The organism is Wolbachia endosymbiont (group B) of Melanostoma mellinum, assembly GCF_947251465.1.
In the GTDB taxonomy this organism is placed as follows: Bacteria; Pseudomonadota; Alphaproteobacteria; order Rickettsiales; family Anaplasmataceae; genus Wolbachia.
In genome coordinates this window covers 627,106-647,850 of record NZ_OX366366.1, presented here as the reverse complement: position 1 = coordinate 647,850, position 20,745 = coordinate 627,106, and the positions used below count along the sequence as shown (strand labels likewise).

Here is a 20,745-nt window from a genome sequence, read left to right as displayed (position 1 = left end):
TTAAGCTATATAACTCAAAATCTTGATAAAATGCAGAAAAGTTTTTTTAATTTCAGCTCCATCCTCGAAGAGTTAGAAAATAACTTTAAGCAAGTTAGTCAGAATTTTTCTGACGCAAAGGAACAAGTTTTAAATTTAGCTGTCAACTCTGAAAATTTGGCAGGCAAGTTTCTTAATTATCATCCGAATATGTGCATAGTATAAAATTAGCTTGATAGACTTCAAGAGCTTTGCCTATGAAGTCAGTGTGCTTCTTGAAATGCAATATACTTTTATTACTTTAATTATGAAAATCCGTTAAGCCTTCTTGCCAATTACTACAATATTTTCACTTGGAAAAAAGTAGTCAGGTATAGCCATGTTCTTTGGTGCAGGACCGCCAATTACTCGGCCTGATGTGTCATAATATGAACCGTGACAAGGGCAGAACCAACCGTTGCCGTCTTTTGTAGCGTGATCAACTGGTACACATCCAAGATGGGTGCATATTCCAATCATAATTAACCATTCATCTTTTCCTTTGTATACTCTTTTTTCATCTGATTCAGGATCTCTCAAATTTTCTGCATTTATGGCTCTTGCAGCCTCAATCTCTTGTTTTGTGCGCTTGCGGATAAATACTGGCTTACCTTGCCATTTTACCTTTTTTCCTTGTCCTTCTTGAATATCAGATAGATTAACCTCAACCGTAGACATCGCTAAAACCTCAGCAGAAGGATTCATAGACTTAACCAATGGCCAAAGACCGCTTGCAGCTCCTATACCTGCCATGGCACACGTAGTTAATGTGATAAAATCTCTTCTACTCTTATTTTTGGCAAAATCTTTAACAAGAGATGTTTTTTTATTCTTCTCATTCGTCAATGATTTTTTATTTTCAGTTAACTTCTTATCCATCAATCTCTACTTGAACATAGACATATATTTTAATTTAAATATTATAGATTAATCAATAGAAATTTGCACTATTTGTTTAACCTTTGCTATACAGTTAAGAAGAAACAGAGTTGTCAATTTCGGAAATACTATTTTCAGTGGAATCGGGATCCTCAATTTTCGCTACTGACACCACCTTTTCTCTACTCTCTGTTTTAAACAGAGTGACTCCTTGAGTGCTACGTCCTGCAATTCTGATATCATTTACTGAAATACGAATTAACTTTCCTTTATCTGTAATAAGCATGATATTATCACCCTGTTCAACTGGAAAGCTAGCAACAACATTACCGTTTCTGTCGGTAGTAAGGATATTTGTAATACCAACACCACCTCTATTTGTTACCCTATACTCGTACGCAGAAGTTCTTTTACCAAAGCCATTTTCAGTAATAGTTAATATGAACTCCTCATTCATTGCAAGTTTTAAGAACAGTTTGTTATCTATTCCTAAATCATTCAAAGTCTTTTCCAATTTAGAATCAATGGAGTTATTAATTGCAGTCCCCAGTCTTTTTGCAAGTGGAACTTTTAAGTAAAGTTCTTTTGTTTCTGTTGCTACACCTATCCCATTTAATATGGTCATAGATATCACGCTTTCATTCTTTGCAAGTTTGATACCTCTTACGCCATCTGAATTGCGACTTTTAAATTGACGCACATCACTTACAACAAATCTGATACTTTTGCCGAATCTTGTTGAAAGAAAAACATGATCAATTTCATTGCATACTTTAACTGATATTAACTTATCTCCTTCATCGAGCTTGATTGCTATTTTTCCATTGCTTGGAATATAGTGAAAATCTGCTAAAGAGTTGCGCCTTATGTTCCCATGAGCAGTAGCAAAAACTATGTTTTGATTTTCGTCATTTTCACTTGGTAATGGCATTATATTAGTTATAGTTTCACCATCGCTAAGCGGGAATATATTAACAAGTGCTCTTCCACGTGCAGTTGGCTCTGCAATAGGTAACTTATAAACTTTTAATCTATAAACTCGGCCAATATTAGAAAAGAATAAAAGGCTAGTGTGGGTATTCCCAACAAATAATTTTGTGGTTACATCCTCTTCTTTTAATCCTTGTCCTAGCTTTCCTTTTCCACCACGACGCTGAGTTCTATAATGAGAAAGCTTCACACGCTTGATATAACCATTCATAGTTACGGTTATCACCATATCCTCTTGTGGAATTAGATCTTCAGCTTCAATGTCCGTATCTGATTCCTCTATTGAAGTTTTTCGCGGCACAGTAAATCTGTTCTTTATTTCTTGTAGATTGTTTTTTATTTCTTTCATCAACTTCTCTCCTGAGCCAAGAAAAGCGATATATTCTTTTATCAGGTTGATCATTGAACTTAGCTCAGCTTCTAATTTGTCTTTTTCAAGGCCTGTTAAACGTTGCAATTTCATGTCAAGAATAGCTTTCGTTTGCAGCTCAGTTAATCTATACACTCCGTCTTTCAAAAAGCTTGTGCTGTCTGAGATTAATCCAATAATTGTGTTTATCTCAGCTGAAGTTTTCCATTCTTTATTTAAAAGTTCTCTACTTGCTTCCGCAGGATCTTTTGCACCACGGATGATTTTTATCACTTCATCTATGCTCAAGACCGCAATGTAGAGCCCTATATATATATGAGCTTTTTCCCTCGTTTTTCTTAGACGAAACTCTGTTCTCCTGATTAATACTTCTTTTCTAAAATCAATAAAAGCAGCTATAATTTCTTTCAACGACATCAAAGCAGGCCTGTTGTTGTTGAGGACTAAAGTGTTAACACTAAAACTACTTCTTAGTGGAGTTAGTCCCAATATTTGATTAAGTATAAAACTTGCTTCAGCATTTCTTCTGAGGTCAATTACTACCCTAATACCAGACTTATCAGATTCATCCCTAATTTCTGTTATGCCATCAATTCTTTTTTCTTTTACAAGCTCACCTATCTTCTCAATTAATTTTACTTTATTTACCTGGTAAGGTATTTCATCAATCACTATTGCTTGCCTATCTTGTGACAGGTCTTCCATGTGAGTCTTGCCTTGCACAACAATTGATCCACGACCCGTTGCAAATGCTGATCTTATTCCAGACCTTCCAAGAATCGTTCCCCCAGTTGGGAAATCCGGTCCTGGCATCACTTCAAGTAACTCATCCAAAGTAACTTCAGGATTATCTATATATAACATACAAGCATCTATTATTTCTCCAAGGTTGTGAGAAGGAATATTGGTTGCCATACCAACTGCAACACCGCTTGCACCATTTACCAATAGATTCGGAAATTCTGCAGGCAGTACAACAGGCTCTGTTTCATTTCCATCATAGTTTGGCCTAAAATCAACTGTATCTTCGTCAATATCATTTAGTAAAAAATGCGACACTCTGTGGAGCCTTGCTTCTGTATATCGCATTGAAGCTGGCGGATCTCCATCTATCGAACCAAAGTTACCTTGCCCATCAATAAGTGGTAAAAGAAGAGAAAAATCTTGAGCCATCCTGACCAAGGAGTCATAGATAGCCATGTCACCATGTGGGTGATATTTTCCCATTACATCCCCGACTATACGAGCTGCTTTTTTATAAGGTTTACCGGCATCGAACCCAGCCCTCGACATTGCGTATAATATGCGCCTATGAACAGGTTTAAATCCATCTCGCACATCAGGTATAGCTCGACTTATGATCACACTCATTGCGTAGGAGAGATAAGAATCCTCTAGCTCTTTCACTATTGAAACTGGTACTATGTTGTCTTGCATTTTCTATACTTTGATTGAAATAATTGTAATATTAATATTCAACTAGGCTAATGGGCAATGACAGACTTGAACTGCCGACCTCCTCGGTGTAAACGAGATGCTCTACCAGCTGAGCTAATTGCCCCTCTAGATATAATTCTATAGTTCAATGTTGTTGTTGTAAACAAAAATAGCGATACAAGCAACTCTTATGGAATCGCTGGGTGCGCACTATGGAGTTGTATAAATTTTAGCCTTGCTGCTACCTTGTATAAAGGTATTCTTTCACTTGCATTTTTTGACATGTTCAACAACTTTGAATAACATGCTGTGGCATTTTTAAAATCTGAGAGCTTATCTAGAATAACAGCTAAATTATAGGTATAAAAAATATTGTTTTGATCTAAAGAAATTGCTGCTTTCATATATTCTTTAGCTTTTACGTAATCCCCTTTTTTCATATAGATCAAACCTAAATTTGCTGATAAAGGGGCGCTATTTCTGAGTGTATCATACAATTTCAACATTTCACTCAATGCTAAATTAGGATCATATTGTGAGATTATCGTCAGAAAATTCTTTAATACATAAGGGTTGCTAGGATATTCTTTTAACAGTCTTGTGTAAATCTCTACAGCTTTTTTAAATTCTTTGTTAGCATAATAGATATTCCCTAGTCCAATTAAAGCACTTTCATGATAAGGAAATCTTGCGATAATCTGATTGAGGAGAGAAGTAGCTGTTTCACTATCTCCTAACTCAAAGGAATCTTTTGCTTTTTTTAAAATAGAGTATATGTCAAAATTCTTGCCAGAATTCTGCGAAATTTTGATATTAAATTTGTCACTTTTTCTCTCGAGAACATCAAGATCTTTATATTTTTTATCAGCTTTTATATGCTTGACAACACTATCAAAGACCTTCTGTATCTCCAAATTTTCACTAGCATAGGTAACAGAAGACCTCCATAAAATCACAACGCAAATTAACATGCAGACAAACATAGATCCTAGTGTTGTGGCATTGGCTGCAGCGCGTAACCAGTAAATCTTATTTCTTTGAACTATACGCAACACATTACAAATTCATAAATGCTAAATTACTTATCTAATATAATAATAAAGATATTATTAATTGGCAGATACTATTTAGAATGAGTTAAAAGAGCACTTCTACACATTCCATATGGTTGCCAATTACACTCCTCACATGCGTAGTCAAATTTCTCTAAAGACATTTTCTTTCTAATTCTTTTTACTGCTTTACTCCAGGTCAAAATCTCGCCAATTTTTATTCCTAAAATTTCCATATGCCTTCTATCTAGCTCTAAAACTTTAGCTTGTGTGGTACATTTACCTTGTTTAGTCTGGTTTGGGCAAACACTACAAATAGTGTCAAGATTATCAACTACTTCGATTTTAGTATTAGGATCACTAATTACTTTACTTGCTATCTTTTTGTAATTTTCTACAAAGCTCTGAGAATATCCATACCCTTGAAATGCAAGAGTGCACATAAAATGATGAGGACGAAACCTTATCACTTTTTCAAATACTGCAAAGCTGCTACAAGTAGAAAAATTTTTACCAAACCAGGAAGGATGAATGGTAAAACACCTACCATTATTGCTTGTTTCAGACCCACGTAAATAGTAAGCCAACTAATACCACAAATAAAGATTACGACTGTACCCGCCAGACAACTTAAAGAATTACACATAAATGATTTATATTTAGAGTTCAGTAATTCATTTACTCTGCTCATTACTACAACAGCAACTAAACAGCCAATCAAATATCCACCTGTTGGCCCGAAAAAAATGTGATAACCACCAGAAAAATTCGCAAAAACAGGCAATCCTGCTGCACCAAGTGATAGATATGTAAGCACAGAATAGAATGCTGTTCTGCGGTTAAATTTAAGCACAATAAGCATTACTCCTAAAGTTTGCAATGTGATAGGCACAGGCTGCAAAGGTATGCTTATTTGAGCCATCAAGAATAAAAGTAAAACGCAAGACAATATTTCAGCCAGTGTTGATCTGCTGCTAGATTGTGTTATAAACATACTTTCCCAATAAAAATAACTTATTAAATGTCATATATGTGTATGAGAGGTTTTGCAATTTAAATTTTGCTCATATTGTGCTACAATGAATTATTTATGCACTATTAAATTAAAAATGATGAGTAAACAAGATCTATTATCGTTGATGAAAGCAAGACACAGCGGACGTTCATACGATCCTACAAGAGCAATATCTCAGGAAGACATGGATATTTTAATGGAAGCTGTAAGGCTGACTCCCTCATGTTTTGGTGATGAACCCTGGAGATACGTAATATGCAACAAACAGAACAATCAAAGCGCATGGGAAAAGCTGCTAAATTGCCTTGATGAATCTAATCAAAAGTGGGCAAAAGATGCACAAATACTAATTATATCTCTAAGCGCTAAGAATTTCCGTAAATCTGACAAAGGTGAAAATTTTTGGGCTAATCACGATACTGGTGCAGCAAATTATGCACTTATGCTACAGGCTGCAGCTATGAACTTAATGGCTCATCAAATGGGTGGATTTGATAGAGATAAAATAGTAGAAAAATTCAACATATCCGATGATTTTAATGTAATGTCAGTGATAGCGGTTGGTTACGAAGAAGATGGCGCTGAAACAAGTAAGAAGAAAAGAAGACCAATAGAAGAAATATTTTTTTATGATGAGTGGCCAAAAACTAGTTAACTTACTTTGACCACCCCTCTCTCAATACCTTAAAAATAGGATTATCTGGTAAGTATAGCTCTTTTCATAATAGTCCAAACGAGGTAAAATAAGGTTTTATAGTAGTGAAGGTAAGGATGCCAGCAGCATATAGTTATAAAAAAAGCAATGGAAGCACTAGAAGAAGGAGAAAGCAGGGAAACGGTGGCAGCAAGATTTAAAATTGGAAGAACTACGTTATGGGAGTGGCAGCAAAGAAGAAAAGAAACAGGAGATTTTCAGTCAAAAAAACTTGGAAATGGAGGTTATAATCACAAAATTACTGACTGGAATAAATTTACTGAATTTGCTAAAAAATATGGTGGTATCGGAAATGGCTAAGCTTTGGAGCAATGTTAGTATCCCAACGATCCATCGAGCTCTTAAAAAAATTGGACTCACACGCAAAAAAAGACATATGGATACAAAGAAAGAAACGAAGAAAAACGCGCTGAATTTTTGAAAATTATAGCAACAAAAGAACCTCAAAACTTAGTTTATATAGATGAGTCTGGACACCGAGTTATGGATATTGCCAGAAGGGACAGAGGTTTTATGCTCTAAAATCTGGTAAAAAAATTCAACGAATCAGTATGATTGCAGCCTTAAACGGCAGAAAAATAGTTGTTCCGTTAACATTTGAAGGCCACTGTAATATGGATATCTTTAATAAATGGTTTGAGCAGTTTCTGACACCGATTTTGAAACCTGGACAAACTGTTATCCTTGATAATGCTACTTTTCATAAGTCTAATAAGATTTGCTAAAGGAGTTGGCGCAGAAATTTTATATCTACCGCCTTATTCTCCCGATTTTAACAAAATTGAGCATCATTGGTTTGCTATAAAAAACAGAGCTAGTCCTCTATTCACATCTTTTCGTCATGCTGTTGATTCCGCTTTTCTATAAGCTTTTCGGACTATTATGAAAAGAGCTATAGTATATCCAATCCAGGGGCTTTGTTGCATAGCTAGTGTTGGTTGAGGTTATTGTAAGAAGAAAAGCTTATGGTTACTAACGCATTTTGTTGTAAAATAGGCATTTTTCAAACAAGTACAACTTATGCCACAAAAAATGAGAGTAAGTAACCAAAGAGAATATAACGAGTTTCTCAAAAAAAGAGGAAATGTTTTTCATTTTGTTAATCAAGCCATAGAAAATTGGTATGAAAATAGTCCAAAAGTTGCAGGTGGCAATAACACTTATAGTGATAAAGTTGTAATTTTAATACACATAATAGTTCATCAACTATGTTTTTTAAAAATTTTTTATTTGTGTAATTATGTAACTTTGTTCAATCATGTTGACAATAAAAACCTATGTGTCGTAGAAATAAAATTTTATATCAAACAACTGCCATAACAATTTCTGCTTAGCTAATGAATATGTGCTTTAAGTCTGTGCGGACGCACATATTCATTAGCCAATTTCAGTTACCATTGTGAGAGTATGCAAATTAATTGCTTCTTTAAGTCTTGCATTAGCAATTACTATAATTTTTCGCATTAGAGCTGTTATAGCTACCATTTTCTTCTTACCACTTTCAACAAGCTTGGAATAAAAGGCACCAAGTGCAGATTTGGACCTTGCAGCAGACATCGCAGCTGTAAAAAGCTTTTTACGGACATTACTTCTACCACCTATAATCCTTCGATAACCAACAGCTTTACCACTTTCCCTAGGATGAGGTGCAACTCCAGCAAGACTTGCTACTTCCCTTCTGTTTAAGTAACCAAGCTCTGGTATTAAACACAGAAAATCTTGTGATAACTTTTTACCTATTCCAGGAACTGTTTTAAGGATTTTTTGATGTTCTTGTAACTCATGGCTTTCATCAATGATTTTTTGTATAGCATTATTGAGTTCATCTATTTGGCCATTAAAGAATTCAATAGTTTTTTGACAACTTTCCCTTATATGGTCGTTTTCAGGTGCTTCCAGTCTACATTTTTCCTGAGTTCTCATTTGCGTGATGTCATCACGACGTTGACAAAGTGCAACCAAGGTTGATTGTTTTTCAGAAGTAGGTACAAATAGAGAGAGAGTTCTATGGCGTTCAAATCCATATTGAGCAAGAGCTCTTGCATCTGATTTATCGGATTTTGCTAAAGTTCCATGAGATAAAATAAAACTTTTTACTTTGCGAGTATTAGCTCGATGTACAGTGATATTCTTGTCAATAAGAAAATTCGACAAACCAAGCTCATATTTTCCTGTATTTTCTAAAGTCACTAAAGAATTAGGTAAGATATCTGAGAACTTTTGACACAATTGTTGCCAACCAGAAGTATTATTGTCAAATTCGACAGCATTCTTCTGCTTGTGAACTGCAACAACATTCTTGAATTTTCCGATGTCAATACCAATAAAATTTTGATAAGATCTAACCATGATAACCTCGATAGTTTTATTAATTTAAGATTGTAAACGGGTGCATATATATGTCCCACACAACTATTCAAACGTATCGAGGGATAGGGCTAGTGTACCTTGATGAACACGGTTGTAATACCAACTTTTTTTCGGTCGCACACGCCCGTGATAGTCCTATTCCTATAGTGAGTAGGGCTATCTTTCCCTCTTATCTCTTTTATATCACATTTTTAACTTACAATCTTTTTAGAATTGGCTTGAGACAAGCTGTAGGTTTTGTAAAAGGTTATATGGTACAAATAGGCAAAAAACTTAAGATTATCAGCTATACACAAGCTTCCAGAAGATTTAAAAAGCTTAATTTGAAGATTGATGACCATAGAAGCAATAAAGATGATCTGGAAAATGTTGAAATTGCCGTAGATAGCACTAGAGTTAGTATCTACAATAATAACGGTGGGCATAGTAAGCTTAATATTCGAAAAAGAAAATACAGTGGTTATGGTCAAGTAAGAAAATTACATGTTGTTTTAAACATAAATGATAAGAAAGCAATAAGCATCTAGTGGTGTTGCTGTAGACTATTTGCCGGTCTGCGATATGTTAGAAGAAGTCAGTGATAAATATAACATTTGTTCTATTCGAGCAGATGCGGCTTATGATATAAAAAGTGTGTATAAAGAATGCAGAAAATACAATATTGTGCCTATTATTCGCCCTAGGAAGGATACTAAAATTTGTTTAGCTGACTACTTATCAGAAAGAAACAAGTATATTAGTAGAATTAGGTCATATGAGAATTATGAAGATGGTATTAATGAATGGAAGAAAAAAGTTAAGTATGGAGCACGGTCTTATATTGAAGTCTTTTTCTATAGGTTGAAGCAAATATTTGGGTTTGACTTGAAAAATAAATCAGAGGTAAATCGTGAAAAAGAGCTGTTAATTAAGTGCTACTTATTGAACAAATTTACTGATATAGGTATGGCTGAATTTAAATTAGCTGCGTAAATTCACTGTGATTTACATGCCTATCAGTGCTATGCAACAAAGCCATCCAGGAATTTTGGTAAAATCTATACCAGTTACTCGATATAATTCTTCATGCAAAGCAAAGTTTGGTTTACTTTTTCTGTGCTTATTTTTCTCTTCACCTAACTTTTTACTCTCATCAGACTTTGTCTCAAATGTTTTATAATATTCTTAAATGCTCCTGTCACATTCTGCTACTTTTTCCTGATAAATATTATATAGCTCAAATTCTTGCTTTAATGTAAATAGGTGTTCTTTTCTATAGTTTCCTGCTAATGCTTTTGCAATAACAGATTTATCACTTTTTATTCGTCCATCTCTTAGTTCAGCCAATTTTTCAGGATTATTCTCACCATCTATTATTGCTTTAATAATTTGCATTCCAGTTACACCAGTTGTATCGCTTATAACTTTATGTAGTTGAATATTCATTTGTGTTAGCGCTTTTTGCATACGCAAAGTATGTGTAGAAGCATTTTCAATTAAATTTTTACGTTGCCGAACATAACTACGCAATACACACATTTGATCATCTGGCCTAAATGACCCTTGGAGTAACCCGTAACTGTGTAGTTGTTGAATCCATTTGCACATCTGATTTTCTCCCAGGTACATTTTTAACATGTTTTGCGTTTACCAGTTTTACTTCAAATCCGTGTGATTCAAGTACTTGAAACAAAGGAATCCAGTACACTCCTGTTGACTCCATGGCTACTGTATTAACTTTACATTTTTTCAACCATTTTGCTATGTTGTAGAGATCTTACGTAAAGCAGCTAAATTTTTGTATACGTTGTTCATCGCTTCCTTCGGGTACACATACATAATGTACAGCCGAGCCAACATCGATTCCTGCTGCATTAGATCTCTAATTTACTTTTGAACTTTGCCATTTTTAATCTCCATTATATAATAATCCATAATTGAGAAGTGCTTAAGCTTGGGACGGTTGAGTTATACATTCTTCTAATCGAGTTAGCCCAAAAGGCTCAATCAGTGGTTCGACCGTTCCTCCAAAGCCACGCTGTCCTACGGGCACTTAAGGCACCATTGCACAGTTCGGCTATAACTGCAAAAAGCTCTTCTCTACAAAATTATACATAAAATTTGCTATACACTCAGCTAGGAAGTTTCTTTTTGGTTTGACAGGTTTTATCTGTCCGGCGCTGTCCAGTATGATAGGGGTTTTTAGGTCAATTCGGCGGATGCTATATACCATGCTGCTATAAAACCTAAATAAATCTTTCTGAATTCGACTTTGTTCTACATTATGAATGGCAGAATTGTTAGTATTATAAAGCCTTTCTGGATGTGGTTCATTTAAGATATTATATCCAACAATGGCAGGATGGTCCTTAAGTTCTCTTGCAAGATCTTGCCAAAATTTTGCTGCTTGTTTTTGAAAAGCTTGATCTGACCATAAACGTAAATCATCTTTATCGTTATTATTTTGCTTCCATCTAGATCCAGGTAAGCTAAGCATCGTTAACACTACTGGTATTTTTTGTTGATGAAAAGCATCTAAAACATCTTTCAGAACTTTCAGGTCTTTGGAAATCAAGCCCGGATAATTGTCTGCATTGCCTAAGAGGAAGTCACGTTGCGTAGTTTCAAATTTGTCAGGAGCAAGACGAATAAAACCAATTTTGTATTCCTTTGCTGCTTTGATTAAGTCACTATCAACTTTTCTATTGAAAACATTTGCTCCCTTTCTAACTCCAGTTTGCCAAAAGAGCATTTTGCTGTTCTCCGGTATTGACTTAGCACTCACATTACAGAAAACTATAGAATACAAAACAGCTGTAATTAGAAGAAAAATTTTCACTTATATAATTTTACTATAATGGTAAGTAACCTAACAGACAAGATCCCGTTTGTAAAGATGCATGGTACTGGCAATAGTTTTGTTATCATAGACTCACGTTCAGCAAATAATTTAGACTGGAATTATAGACAAATTGCTGATCAAGGCAGTTGTGATCAAGTGATAATTATAACAATGTCTAATGCTGCAAACTGCTTTATGCATATCTACAATGCTGACGGTAGTCGAGCTGAAATGTGTGGAAACGCAGCACGCTGTGTTGGATATTTGATAATGTTAGAAAAAGGTACTGAATATATCACTATTGAGCTGATAAATAATCGTATCTTAGAATGTTTTAAAGTAGGTGATAAATCAATAAAGGTCAATATGGGTAAACCACTGCTTAAATGGAATGAAATTCCTCTTTCTTGTGAATGCGATCCCCTTTATCTACCTATAGAGCTTGAAATGCTGAAAGAGCCAGTTGCAGTAAATATTGGTAACCCTCATATAGTTTTTTTTGTTGATAACATAAGCGAAATACCATTGCAGAATTTAGGACCAAAGCTAGAAAATCACGAATTATTTCCTCAGAAAACAAATGTTAGTATTGCACAAATAGAAAAATCTGGAGAAATAAACTTAAGAGTTTGGGAAAGAGGAACAGGTATTACTGCTTCATGTGGTAGTGCGGCTTGTGCAGCATTTGTTGCATCTATACTTCGTAAGTGTTTGGCTACTAAACAAACTTCAGTGCATTTACCAGGAGGTCAGTTACTGATTGAGTGGTCAAAAAATATACTGATGACTGGGGATATAGGGTTTTTATGACCTAGGCTAGGCACTGACACTCATTACTTCTAACACCTTTTTACCAATCACAGCAGGGGTTTCTGCAATCGCAATCCCAGCACTGCGCATAACCTCTAACTTTGCACCAGCACTTCCGCCACTAGAGGAGATAATAGCCCCAGCGTGCCCCATACGTCTTCCTGGAGGTGCTGTTTGACCTGCTACAAAACCAACGATTGGCTTTTTAGTTTTTTCTGTTTTCACAAAATGTGATACATCCTCTTCTTCGTTTCCACCTATTTCACCAATAACTACAATACCATGAGTATCGTCATCTTTTAAAAAGAGCTCCATACAGTCAACAAACGTCATACCATGAACAGGATCCCCTCCAATTCCTATACATGTTGACTGACCAAGACCAACAGCGGTTGTTTGTGCTACCGCTTCATAAGTTAAAGTTCCAGAACGAGACATAATTCCTATATGTCCACGTCTGTGAATATGTCCTGGCATAATTCCTATTTTGCATTCTTCGGGTGTAATAACCCCTGGACAGTTTGGGCCAATCAATCGACTGTTTGAACCAGCGAGAGCGTGCTTTACCTTTACCATGTCAAGTATAGGAATGCCCTCTGTGATGCAAACTATTAATTCTATCTCTGCATCTATTGCCTCAAGTATTGCATCAGCTGCAAATTTAGCAGGTACATATATCACAGTAGCATTCACATCAGTTTTTTCTTTAGCTTCTGCTACGGTATTAAAAACTGGTAAATTAAGGTGAGTGCTTCCACCCTTGCTAGGAGTTACACCGCCAACCATTTTGGTTCCATAGCTAATTGCTTGTTCTGAATGAAATGTACCTTGTGCACCAGTAAAGCCCTGGCATATTAATCTTGTATCTTTATTTACTAAAACAGACATACTCTACTTCACCTCTTGTACTATTTTCTGTGCAGCCTCGTCAAGTTCGTCTGCAGCAATAATATTTAGCCCTGACTCTTCTAAAATTCTTTTTCCTTCTTTAAAGTTAGTGCCTGATAGTCTAACCACTAAAGGGACCTTAATATCTATTTCTTTTGCAGCTTCAACTATTCCATTTGCAATGATATCACAACGCATTATACCGCCAAATATATTAACCAAAATTCCTTGTACATTACTATCAGATAATATAATTTTAAATGCTTCAGTGACAGTTTCCTTACTTGCTCCACCACCAACATCTAGAAAGTTAGCAGGCTCTGCTCCATAGTACTTTATTATATCCATTGTTGCCATAGCAAGACCTGCACCGTTCACCATGCAACCAATATTGCCATCCATTTTGATGTAACTAAGTCCATGTTTTGAAGCTTCTATCTCTTCTTTAACTTCTTCATCATAATCACGAAGCTGCACGATTTCTGGATGACGATATAAAGCGTTGTCATCAAAATTAATTTTAGCATCAAGTGCAACAAAATCCCCGGAATTTGTTTCAACTAGTGGGTTAATTTCTATTTGGCTTGCATCAGTTGTAATAAACGCATCATATATATTTTTTGCAATATTTGTTATTCTTTCTATTTGTTCTGAATTCAAATTAAAATTATTGGCAAGTTTACTGTTATCAAGATTTGTAAAACCAGTAGCAGGGTCAATATCAAATTTCACAATTTTTGTAGGAGAATTTTTTGCCACTTCTTCAATATCCATTCCACCTTCTGAGGAAAATATAAATACTAACCTACTGAGCTTTGGATCAACTACTAGACTCAAATAGTACTCTTTTTTAATGCTTGAACCTTCCTCAATGTATACTCTTCTTACCTGCTGTCCACTAGGCCCTGTTTGATGAGTAACTAAAGTTATGCCAAGCATGTCCTTTACAAGTTGTTGAGCTTCTTTAGTTGACTTTGCTAGCTTTACGCCACCAGCCTTACCCCTACCACCTGCATGAATCTGAGCTTTAACCACAAACACGTCAGATTTTAGTTGATTTATTTGAGTTTCTACTCCTTCTGCAGATGTAGCAACAAAACCCTTTGGTACCGGGACATTAAACTTGTGTAAAATTTCCTTTGCTTGATATTCATGAATATTCATAAGATAACTAATTATTAACCTTAGTAAAAACTACCAACCATAACGCTGTCTTCTGCATTCTTGCTGATACCTCTTTTTCCTTGCTTCAGCTTTTTTTTTAGCTGTTTTCTCTGATTTCTTTTCGTGATATTTTTTTTTCATTTTGAGCCCTCTTCCTTCCTTTTGAATTATTTTTCTCAACACTGGAAGAGCTCTATCTACATCACCATAATGGACTGATACTTCAATCAAACTCTATACCTCCTTCGGTAATCACTTCAAAATCCATTTATAAATTAGAAAATTAACATTGTCAATTATTTTATAAACTTGAGCGATAGAATATGGTATGCAGTGATTTATATGAAAAAAGCTTCATTCTGCTGTCAATCATTTACTTGCTGATAAAAATTGCTCTTAGGTTACAGTGCTCTTGTAATTTTTCTAATCTCGGGGCGGAGAGATTTGAACTCCCGACCCTTTGGTCCCAAACCAAATGCGCTACCAGGCTGCGCTACGCCCCGACTTCTTTACTAAGAGTATCGATAGTTCGGAAAAATGCAAGTTTCATTTATTTCTTTTAGGAAAAATATAATGCAGATTTCTTTATATAGAGTGTCAAGTTGCACTAGCCATATTAAAAAATCTAGCTATACCAATTGGTGAAGGTTAATGCAGCAACTACAGCAGTATCAACTCTCAAAATTCTTTTTCCTAGACTCAGTTTCTGACAAAATTTATTGGCAGAATCAAGTTCGTAAGATGAAAAACCACCTTCGGGGCCAACAATAATAGCAACGTTTTTCTTGCCTTTTAGAACTTTATTAGGAGGTTGTCCTTCACCTGTTTCATCACACAAAACAAAATTTTTATTCTGGGAATCGGATAATTCACAAAAATTAATAGGAAGAAAAATCTGTGGTATACTTGTCCTACCGGATTGTTCCGCAGCTTCAATTGCCTGTAATTTCGCTCTACTTAGGTTAATGTTTTTTACTACTGTACGTTCTGTTGAAATAAATTGAATGCAGGTTACTCCCATTTCAGTTGCTTGTCTTACTATGTTGCTTAAGGCGCCGCTTTTTACCAGAGCACAATACAAATATAGATTTTTTTCATGTTGTTGTTGTTTAGTGCGTTCTTTTATTATAATTTTTGTCGATTTACTTGATATATTCACTACTTCTCCTAACCATTCTCCATCCTTTCCATTAAAAAGATAGATGTTATCATGCTTCTTAAGCCGCATTACATTGTAAATATAGTGACTTTGTCGTGGATGAAGAGCCAAACTTACATTTTGTGATAAAGCTTCTTCAACATAAAGCCTAATTTTTTTCATTCAAAACTTTAGTTATTTGCATTCTGTTTGAGTGACTCTTACGGGATTTGAACCCGTGTTACCACCGTGAAAGGGTGGTGTCCTAACCACTAGACGAAAGAGTCGACTTGAATCTAACTGAGTTATATCGATTATACATATAAAGTCAATTCAATTATTTTGAATCACACAGTTAGAGTGATATATCAGTGATTTTATATCGACAGCCTCCTATTACCCCATGTTCAATGCTTACTGAACCTATCTCAGATTTAGGAGCTTTAGATCCTAAATCTAATTTTTGTTCAACTTTTGTATCTGAATCATAGCCAGAATCGTATCCAGAATCTCTACGCTCAAAATTTTGCCTTATTTCTTTTACGTTAAAGCCAGCCTTGGTCTTGATTTGCTGACTCGCTGGCTTATTAGCACTTTGCTCATTTAGTTTTACTTGCAAATTATTCACTTTATCCTGCACTAATCCATGATAAGTCCCAGAATTATCTTTTATATGTTTTGCTTGTCTTTCTGATCTCTTTTTCGATAAATCTACTTTAGCATAAATAGGCTCTGGTTGCTCTTTATGATTTAAGCTAGTGGGCTTTTTTTGCTCTGAGAAATCATCTACATCTTCATAAATAGGTTCTCCTGATATACTAGAATAACCACTATCTTTCAATGATAAATTTTCAGTAGATCTTTTATGCAAATCATATACTTCAGCATAAATGGATTCTTCCGATACGCTCAACTCTTCTAATGAGTTACTAACCTTAGCGTCATATACCTCATCATAAATGGGCTCTTTTAAAAGTAAAATATCATCATGCTCAAAAATTCTAGGAGGTTTTTTAGGTGAGTTGGCCTTAAATTTTAGCTCTACTTCCTCTTTAAGCTTGTCACAACTTTCCGTTTGTTTCAAAATCTCCAATATTTCTTTTCTTTCTTTTTTTATTAGCTAACCAAGCACTAAACAACATTTTTCTTTACGATCTTTGAGACTGTCCTTATCTCCGTACTGCATAGCTTCTGATGCTATTTTGTATTGAAGGATTACATTTCCTATACTATTATTTATTTCATTAATATTTCCTCCAGCACTAATAAGTAACGTCATTACATTATGATCAAGATTTGTTACTGCATACTCTAAAGCTCGATTTAAAGTTTGATCATTATTCAAGTCAAATGACCCCTTGTTCCTAAAAGGATTAATTCTAGAAAAGAGTTTTTCAAAGCTGTTTACTATATTATGAAGACTTAAAGCTAGCCTCACGCCTCTTATATTGCTATTTCTAGCGGATTTAATTAAAAAACTATCTACTATACCCATGATTGTACCCCTCTATATAAAAGCTCACCATTGTGGTACAATTTTAAACTATAACGATTTATTTTATATTAATAACCGCTTTTCACACCCACTTGACAAGAGGCGGCATCGACATCATAATTGCATCGGGGTTACCATTAGTCATTAAACCAAACCTTGTACCACGATCATAAAGAAGATTGAACTCCACATATCTGCCACGTTTTATCAATTGTTCTTCTCGTTGTTCTTTTGTCCAAGATTTTTGCATATGTTTGTGTATGATGTGTAAGTAAATTTCTAAAAAGGCTTCACCTACTGCTTTTGTGAACTCAAAATCATTTTTCCAGTTGCCAGAAGTTAGATTGTCATAAAAAATTCCACCAATACCACGTGGCTCTTTTCTATGTTGTAAAAAAAAGTAATCATCACATTGCTTTTTAAATTTCGGATAATATTCGATGTTGAACTCATCGCAAGTTGCTTTAATTGATTCGTGAATATACTTGCAATCTCCCTCATCTTTATAAATTGGAGTAAAGTCCATTCCTCCACCAAACCATTGTTTTGAGGTATATATCAGCCTTGTGTTCATATGTGCTGCAGGGATAAGGGGAGATTGCATGTGAGACACTAAAGATATACCGCTTGCCCAAAACTCTCCATTGCTTTCACTTGCACCAGGAATTTCATTAATGGCTGAGTCTGCGAGCTTTCCGTATACTCTTGAAACGTTTACTCCAACTTTTTCAAAAATATTACCAAAGATAATTGTAGATTCACCACTTCCTCCACCTGGTCGGTTCCACTTTCTTTTTTCGATTTTTGGTGCTGTGAATGACTGTAACTCAATTGATAAGAAAGATTCGGTGATCTTGTTTCTCAGTGCGCAGAACCATTCAAATGCTTGTGTCTTTTGTTTTTCCATAATGCCTTCTGTTGGCTTATTAATATTATTGTACTCTATATTTACAGGAATTAATTAGATTGGGATAGTAACTACCCATCAAGGATGTTAATAAATCTATAATAATTCAATCAATATAGTAGAATATTTTTATATGTGCAAGGATGCCAAGCAATAATAATGAGTAAAAGATACATAGATAACAAAAAAGAGAACAGAGTTGACTTCATACTAAGAAATTATGGGATGTCAATTATTGTGATGGCAGTCATTATGTTCTTACCTCCAATAGCAATATCAGTACTCTATTTTTCTAATGTATATAGTCAGCATGTTAATATAGAGATTAATTTATTAATTAGCATTCTAATGACTCTCTTTGTGGCATATAATATAAAACGTTACAAGTATCTACTTAATATCATAGAGTTTCAAAATGCAATATTTGCAAATGCGCTGAATCATAATACAGAATTTTGTCTCATTTTACATAAAGATGAGGGTATTATTTATGCTGATGCGAGGTTCTACGAAAGGTTTAAAGATCACATAAACGATGATGTTACGCTAGATAAAATTCTTGAAGCAGGAGATGTTTCAGAAAAAGACAGAAAATCACTCTATCATGCGTTAAGAAATAACACTTCTGTAAAAGTATGCATTTCCTTAAGCAAGAAGAGTAGAATATCTAACTTTCTTTTGCTCTCTGAACCAATACCGGATAATCCACAAATTGCTATAAATAGTAATAAGATTTTAAATTTATCATTAGCCCCAATAGCAAGACCGAGTGGGTATTTTGTACTGAAGGCAACACAGGTAAACAAAGAGCAGGTATATGAAGAGTTGATAGAGAAACACAATATAGCAACTTACGTTGCAAATACAAAAGGAGGTATCTTATCTGTAAATAAAAGATTTTTAGACATGTTTGAACTAAAAAAATTGGAAAAAGGTAGCTCAATCAATGATTTTATATCTCAATCTAAGTATGACGATACAATAACCAAAAATGAAATTATGTTTTTTACTATAAGCGGTGCTCCATTTAAGGCTTATATGAGTACTGCTATATTTTGTGATAAATACAATCATAGCTATATACACGGCTTTATAACACCAACTGAATCAAATATTGTTGATTATCAACTACACCCTTGTTTTACAAATTCGTCAATTGCTATTGCACAATGCGACATAAATGGCAATTTTATAAAGAAAAATATAGCATTAGTAAAACTTGCGGGGTCAAATAATGGTTCTATCTTTGCATTGATATCAGATGGTTATCATATGAAAGTGCGTGAATATTTTTCAAGTAATAGGATAAATAATGCGTCCTTTGATGTGCAGCTCAATGGCGGTAATAACATGAAAATATATTTTAATAAGTTTCTTCATAATAAAGTGATGTTCATACTTTGTTATTTTATTGATAATACTGAACGTAAAAAACTAGAGATAAAACTTGAGCATTATCAAAAGGTGCAAGCTATAGGGCAGTTAGCAGGTGGTATTGCACATGATTTCAATAATATATTAACCGGAATAATAGGATTTTGTGATTTGCTTTTACTCCAGCACTCAGCTAGCGATCCATCTTTTGGAGATATAATACAGATACAGCAAAATGCAAAACGTGGGTCAAATTTAGTAAGACAACTGCTTGCTTTTTCAAGAAGACAGACTTTGCAGCCAAAGATTATTAATGTAAATGGTACGATAGCTAATCTTTATGAAATGATCAAAAGATTAATAGGTGAAAATATAAAATTTAATATTTATTATGGTAGCGATTTGGGTGCTGTTAGGGCTGACCAAGGACAATTAGAGCAAGTTATGCTTAACTTAGCAGTTAATGCTGGTGCTGCTATGGAAAAGGGGGGAGAGTTAACTATACGAACCTTTAATCAAAAGGTTGATTCATTAAATTCTACACCTCAGGATATGTTTTCTCCAGATAAGGAAACGATTGAACATGGGAATTATGTTGTGATTGAAGTGATTGATACTGGATGTGGAATGACGAGTGATATAATTGAAAAGGCATTTGATCCATTTTTTTCTACCAAAGATATTACTTCTGGTACAGGTCTTGGCCTCTCTACTGTATATGGCATTATTAAACAAACCGAAGGATACATCTATGTTGCTAGCAAAGTGAATCATGGAACTAAATTTAGCATATTTTTGCCCATAGTTTACATATCAGATGAAAATGATGAAGAGGAAGATAGTAAAGAAATAGAGAAACCGGTAGAGATGAAAGGTAATGGTATAATTTTATTAATTGAAGATGAAGATTCAGTAAGGGAATTTACTGCTAAGGCTCTTACAAGAAAAGGATTTAATGTAATAGAAGCGAGTATAGGCAGCGAGGCACTAGAGATCATTAGAAAAAAAAATCAACACATAGATCTAATAATCACTGATGTAATCATGCCAGAGGTGAGTGGTCCAGAAATAGTTAAAGAAACATTGATACATAGGCCAAACATCAAAGTTATTTTTATTTCTGGGTATGCAGAGGATGCTTTTTTAAAGAGCGATGAAATCAATATAGAAGACTTCCATTTTTTACCCAAACCATTTACTCTGAATGAGTTAGGAAATAAGGTTCAAAGTGTGTTACACAAGACAAAAAAAGGCAGTTTACTTTGAGCATGATTGGCAACAAAAAAATTTTTCTAATGCAAA

Annotated in this window: 20 protein-coding genes, 3 tRNA genes and 3 pseudogenes; 8 read left to right on the top strand and 18 right to left on the bottom strand. The window is 34.6% G+C overall.

The annotated features are described in order from the left end of the window. Nucleotides 1-30 precede the first annotated feature (30 nt). Nucleotides 31-204, top strand: a complete 174-nt coding sequence (locus tag OPR42_RS02955) for a hypothetical protein (RefSeq protein WP_019236834.1) — start codon at nt 31-33, stop codon at nt 202-204. A 93-nt stretch (nt 205-297) separates the two neighbouring features. On the opposite strand, the gene petA is transcribed toward OPR42_RS02955, so the two are convergent. From petA to OPR42_RS02925, 6 genes are all read right to left on the bottom strand, one after another. After that, nucleotides 298-897, bottom strand: a complete 600-nt coding sequence (gene petA, locus OPR42_RS02950; protein ID WP_265041746.1) for a ubiquinol-cytochrome c reductase iron-sulfur subunit — start codon at nt 895-897, stop codon at nt 298-300. A 94-nt stretch (nt 898-991) separates the two neighbouring features. Beyond that, entirely contained in the window at nt 992-3,694 is a 2,703-nt protein-coding gene (gene gyrA / locus OPR42_RS02945) for a DNA topoisomerase (ATP-hydrolyzing) subunit A (RefSeq protein WP_265041745.1), read from the bottom strand. Nucleotides 3,695-3,745: 51 nt separating this feature from the next. Next, nucleotides 3,746-3,818: transfer RNA gene (locus OPR42_RS02940), tRNA-Val, on the bottom strand. A 64-nt stretch (nt 3,819-3,882) separates the two neighbouring features. Then, nucleotides 3,883-4,749: a tetratricopeptide repeat protein gene (locus OPR42_RS02935; protein WP_264686742.1), complete on the bottom strand. Its 867-nt coding sequence runs from the start codon at nt 4,747-4,749 to the stop codon at nt 3,883-3,885. A gap of 68 nt (nt 4,750-4,817) precedes the next feature. After that, nucleotides 4,818-5,216 carry a DUF1284 domain-containing protein gene (locus tag OPR42_RS02930; RefSeq protein ID WP_029237639.1) on the bottom strand — a complete coding sequence of 133 codons (399 nt, stop codon included), beginning with the start codon at nt 5,214-5,216 and terminating at the stop codon, nt 4,818-4,820. Further along, a complete protein-coding gene (locus OPR42_RS02925; protein ID WP_265041744.1) occupies nt 5,213-5,740 on the bottom strand; it encodes a biotin transporter BioY in 528 nt (175 codons plus the stop codon). Before OPR42_RS02925 ends, OPR42_RS02930 begins: the two co-directional genes overlap by 4 nt. An 85-nt stretch (nt 5,741-5,825) precedes the next feature. Here OPR42_RS02925 and OPR42_RS02920 point away from each other — a divergent pair, with 85 nt between their 5' ends. From OPR42_RS02920 to OPR42_RS08880, 3 genes and pseudogenes are all read left to right on the top strand, one after another. Next, on the top strand, nt 5,826-6,416 hold the full coding sequence (locus OPR42_RS02920) for a nitroreductase family protein (protein ID WP_010403959.1): 591 nt from the start codon (nt 5,826-5,828) through the stop codon (nt 6,414-6,416). A 116-nt stretch (nt 6,417-6,532) separates the two neighbouring features. Beyond that, a pseudogene (locus OPR42_RS02915) lies at nt 6,533-7,343 on the top strand (IS630 family transposase). Between the two features lie 153 nt (nt 7,344-7,496). Beyond that, nucleotides 7,497-7,679: pseudogene (locus OPR42_RS08880) on the top strand (IS5 family transposase); the annotation flags it as partial. 174 nt (nt 7,680-7,853) lie between these two features. On the opposite strand, the gene OPR42_RS02905 reads toward OPR42_RS08880, so the two are convergent. Further along, nucleotides 7,854-8,825 carry an IS110 family RNA-guided transposase gene (locus OPR42_RS02905; RefSeq protein ID WP_265041405.1) on the bottom strand — a complete coding sequence of 324 codons (972 nt, stop codon included), beginning with the start codon at nt 8,823-8,825 and terminating at the stop codon, nt 7,854-7,856. A 50-nt stretch (nt 8,826-8,875) separates the two neighbouring features. On the opposite strand from OPR42_RS02905, the gene OPR42_RS02900 reads away from it, so the two are divergent. Together OPR42_RS02900 and OPR42_RS02895 are read left to right on the top strand one after the other, a co-directional pair. Next, nucleotides 8,876-9,373: a transposase gene (locus OPR42_RS02900; RefSeq protein WP_265041404.1), complete on the top strand. Its 498-nt coding sequence runs from the start codon at nt 8,876-8,878 to the stop codon at nt 9,371-9,373. 34 nt (nt 9,374-9,407) lie between these two features. Further along, nucleotides 9,408-9,818: a transposase gene (locus OPR42_RS02895; RefSeq protein WP_265041742.1), complete on the top strand. Its 411-nt coding sequence runs from the start codon at nt 9,408-9,410 to the stop codon at nt 9,816-9,818. Nucleotides 9,819-9,863: 45 nt separating this feature from the next. Here the strand turns inward: OPR42_RS02895 and OPR42_RS02890 are convergent. Both OPR42_RS02890 and OPR42_RS02885 read right to left on the bottom strand, forming a co-directional pair. Then, a pseudogene (locus OPR42_RS02890) lies at nt 9,864-10,732 on the bottom strand (IS110 family RNA-guided transposase); the annotation flags it as partial. Nucleotides 10,733-10,902: 170 nt separating this feature from the next. Beyond that, entirely contained in the window at nt 10,903-11,577 is a 675-nt protein-coding gene (locus OPR42_RS02885; RefSeq protein WP_265041741.1) for a glycoside hydrolase family 5 protein, read from the bottom strand. A gap of 105 nt (nt 11,578-11,682) precedes the next feature. On the opposite strand from OPR42_RS02885, the gene dapF reads away from it, so the two are divergent. Continuing rightward, on the top strand, nt 11,683-12,477 hold the full coding sequence (gene dapF, locus OPR42_RS02880; RefSeq protein ID WP_010403976.1) for a diaminopimelate epimerase: 795 nt from the start codon (nt 11,683-11,685) through the stop codon (nt 12,475-12,477). A 6-nt stretch (nt 12,478-12,483) separates the two neighbouring features. Here dapF and sucD read toward each other — a convergent pair whose 3' ends face one another. The 9 genes from sucD to hemF all read right to left on the bottom strand — a co-directional run bounded on the left by sucD (nt 12,484) and on the right by hemF (nt 18,069). Beyond that, nucleotides 12,484-13,365, bottom strand: coding sequence for a succinate--CoA ligase subunit alpha (gene sucD, locus OPR42_RS02875; protein WP_064085491.1), 882 nt, complete (start codon nt 13,363-13,365; stop codon nt 12,484-12,486). 3 nt (nt 13,366-13,368) lie between these two features. Next, nucleotides 13,369-14,529 (bottom strand): ADP-forming succinate--CoA ligase subunit beta, encoded by a 1,161-nt coding sequence (gene sucC, locus OPR42_RS02870; protein ID WP_139686754.1) that lies wholly within the window; start codon nt 14,527-14,529, stop codon nt 13,369-13,371. Between the two features lie 30 nt (nt 14,530-14,559). Continuing rightward, entirely contained in the window at nt 14,560-14,760 is a 201-nt protein-coding gene (rpsU, locus tag OPR42_RS02865; RefSeq protein WP_007302350.1) for a 30S ribosomal protein S21, read from the bottom strand. A gap of 198 nt (nt 14,761-14,958) precedes the next feature. After that, nucleotides 14,959-15,032 (bottom strand) — tRNA-Pro (locus OPR42_RS02860). A 122-nt stretch (nt 15,033-15,154) separates the two neighbouring features. Continuing rightward, entirely contained in the window at nt 15,155-15,850 is a 696-nt protein-coding gene (locus OPR42_RS02855) for a 16S rRNA (uracil(1498)-N(3))-methyltransferase (protein ID WP_015588133.1), read from the bottom strand. A 32-nt stretch (nt 15,851-15,882) separates the two neighbouring features. Next, nucleotides 15,883-15,954: transfer RNA gene (locus OPR42_RS02850), tRNA-Glu, on the bottom strand. Between the two features lie 68 nt (nt 15,955-16,022). After that, complete coding sequence (locus OPR42_RS02845; protein WP_265041740.1) at nt 16,023-16,751, bottom strand: ankryin; 729 nt, start codon at nt 16,749-16,751, stop codon at nt 16,023-16,025. A gap of 36 nt (nt 16,752-16,787) precedes the next feature. Beyond that, on the bottom strand, nt 16,788-17,162 hold the full coding sequence (locus tag OPR42_RS02840) for a hypothetical protein (protein ID WP_265041739.1): 375 nt from the start codon (nt 17,160-17,162) through the stop codon (nt 16,788-16,790). Between the two features lie 82 nt (nt 17,163-17,244). Further along, nucleotides 17,245-18,069: an oxygen-dependent coproporphyrinogen oxidase gene (gene hemF / locus OPR42_RS02835; protein WP_265041738.1), complete on the bottom strand. Its 825-nt coding sequence runs from the start codon at nt 18,067-18,069 to the stop codon at nt 17,245-17,247. Nucleotides 18,070-18,228: 159 nt separating this feature from the next. Here hemF and OPR42_RS02830 point away from each other — a divergent pair, with 159 nt between their 5' ends. Beyond that, complete coding sequence (locus tag OPR42_RS02830) at nt 18,229-20,709, top strand: response regulator (protein ID WP_265041737.1); 2,481 nt, start codon at nt 18,229-18,231, stop codon at nt 20,707-20,709. Nucleotides 20,710-20,745: the final 36 nt, after the last annotated feature.

Excerpts from the sequence above, each read along its gene's own strand:
- OPR42_RS02855 (WP_015588133.1), bottom strand. The coding sequence starts at position 15,850 with ATGAAAAAAATTAGGCTTTATGTTGAAGAAGCTTTATCACAAAATGTA.
- OPR42_RS02840 (WP_265041739.1), bottom strand. The coding sequence starts at position 17,162 with ATGGGTATAGTAGATAGTTTTTTAATTAAATCCGCTAGAAATAGCAAT.
- OPR42_RS02895 (WP_265041742.1), top strand. The coding sequence starts at position 9,408 with ATGTTAGAAGAAGTCAGTGATAAATATAACATTTGTTCTATTCGAGCA.
- OPR42_RS02925 (WP_265041744.1), bottom strand. The coding sequence starts at position 5,740 with ATGTTTATAACACAATCTAGCAGCAGATCAACACTGGCTGAAATATTG.
- petA (WP_265041746.1), bottom strand. The coding sequence starts at position 897 with ATGGATAAGAAGTTAACTGAAAATAAAAAATCATTGACGAATGAGAAG.
- OPR42_RS02955 (WP_019236834.1), top strand. The coding sequence starts at position 31 with ATGCAGAAAAGTTTTTTTAATTTCAGCTCCATCCTCGAAGAGTTAGAA.
- hemF (WP_265041738.1), bottom strand. The coding sequence starts at position 18,069 with ATGGAAAAACAAAAGACACAAGCATTTGAATGGTTCTGCGCACTGAGA.
- OPR42_RS02885 (WP_265041741.1), bottom strand. The coding sequence starts at position 11,577 with ATGCTCTTTTGGCAAACTGGAGTTAGAAAGGGAGCAAATGTTTTCAAT.
- sucC (WP_139686754.1), bottom strand. The coding sequence starts at position 14,529 with ATGAATATTCATGAATATCAAGCAAAGGAAATTTTACACAAGTTTAAT.
- OPR42_RS02905 (WP_265041405.1), bottom strand. The coding sequence starts at position 8,825 with ATGGTTAGATCTTATCAAAATTTTATTGGTATTGACATCGGAAAATTC.
- sucD (WP_064085491.1), bottom strand. The coding sequence starts at position 13,365 with ATGTCTGTTTTAGTAAATAAAGATACAAGATTAATATGCCAGGGCTTT.
- OPR42_RS02920 (WP_010403959.1), top strand. The coding sequence starts at position 5,826 with ATGAATTATTTATGCACTATTAAATTAAAAATGATGAGTAAACAAGAT.
- dapF (WP_010403976.1), top strand. The coding sequence starts at position 11,683 with ATGGTAAGTAACCTAACAGACAAGATCCCGTTTGTAAAGATGCATGGT.
- gyrA (WP_265041745.1), bottom strand. The coding sequence starts at position 3,694 with ATGCAAGACAACATAGTACCAGTTTCAATAGTGAAAGAGCTAGAGGAT.
- OPR42_RS02900 (WP_265041404.1), top strand. The coding sequence starts at position 8,876 with ATGTCCCACACAACTATTCAAACGTATCGAGGGATAGGGCTAGTGTAC.
- OPR42_RS02830 (WP_265041737.1), top strand. The coding sequence starts at position 18,229 with ATGAGTAAAAGATACATAGATAACAAAAAAGAGAACAGAGTTGACTTC.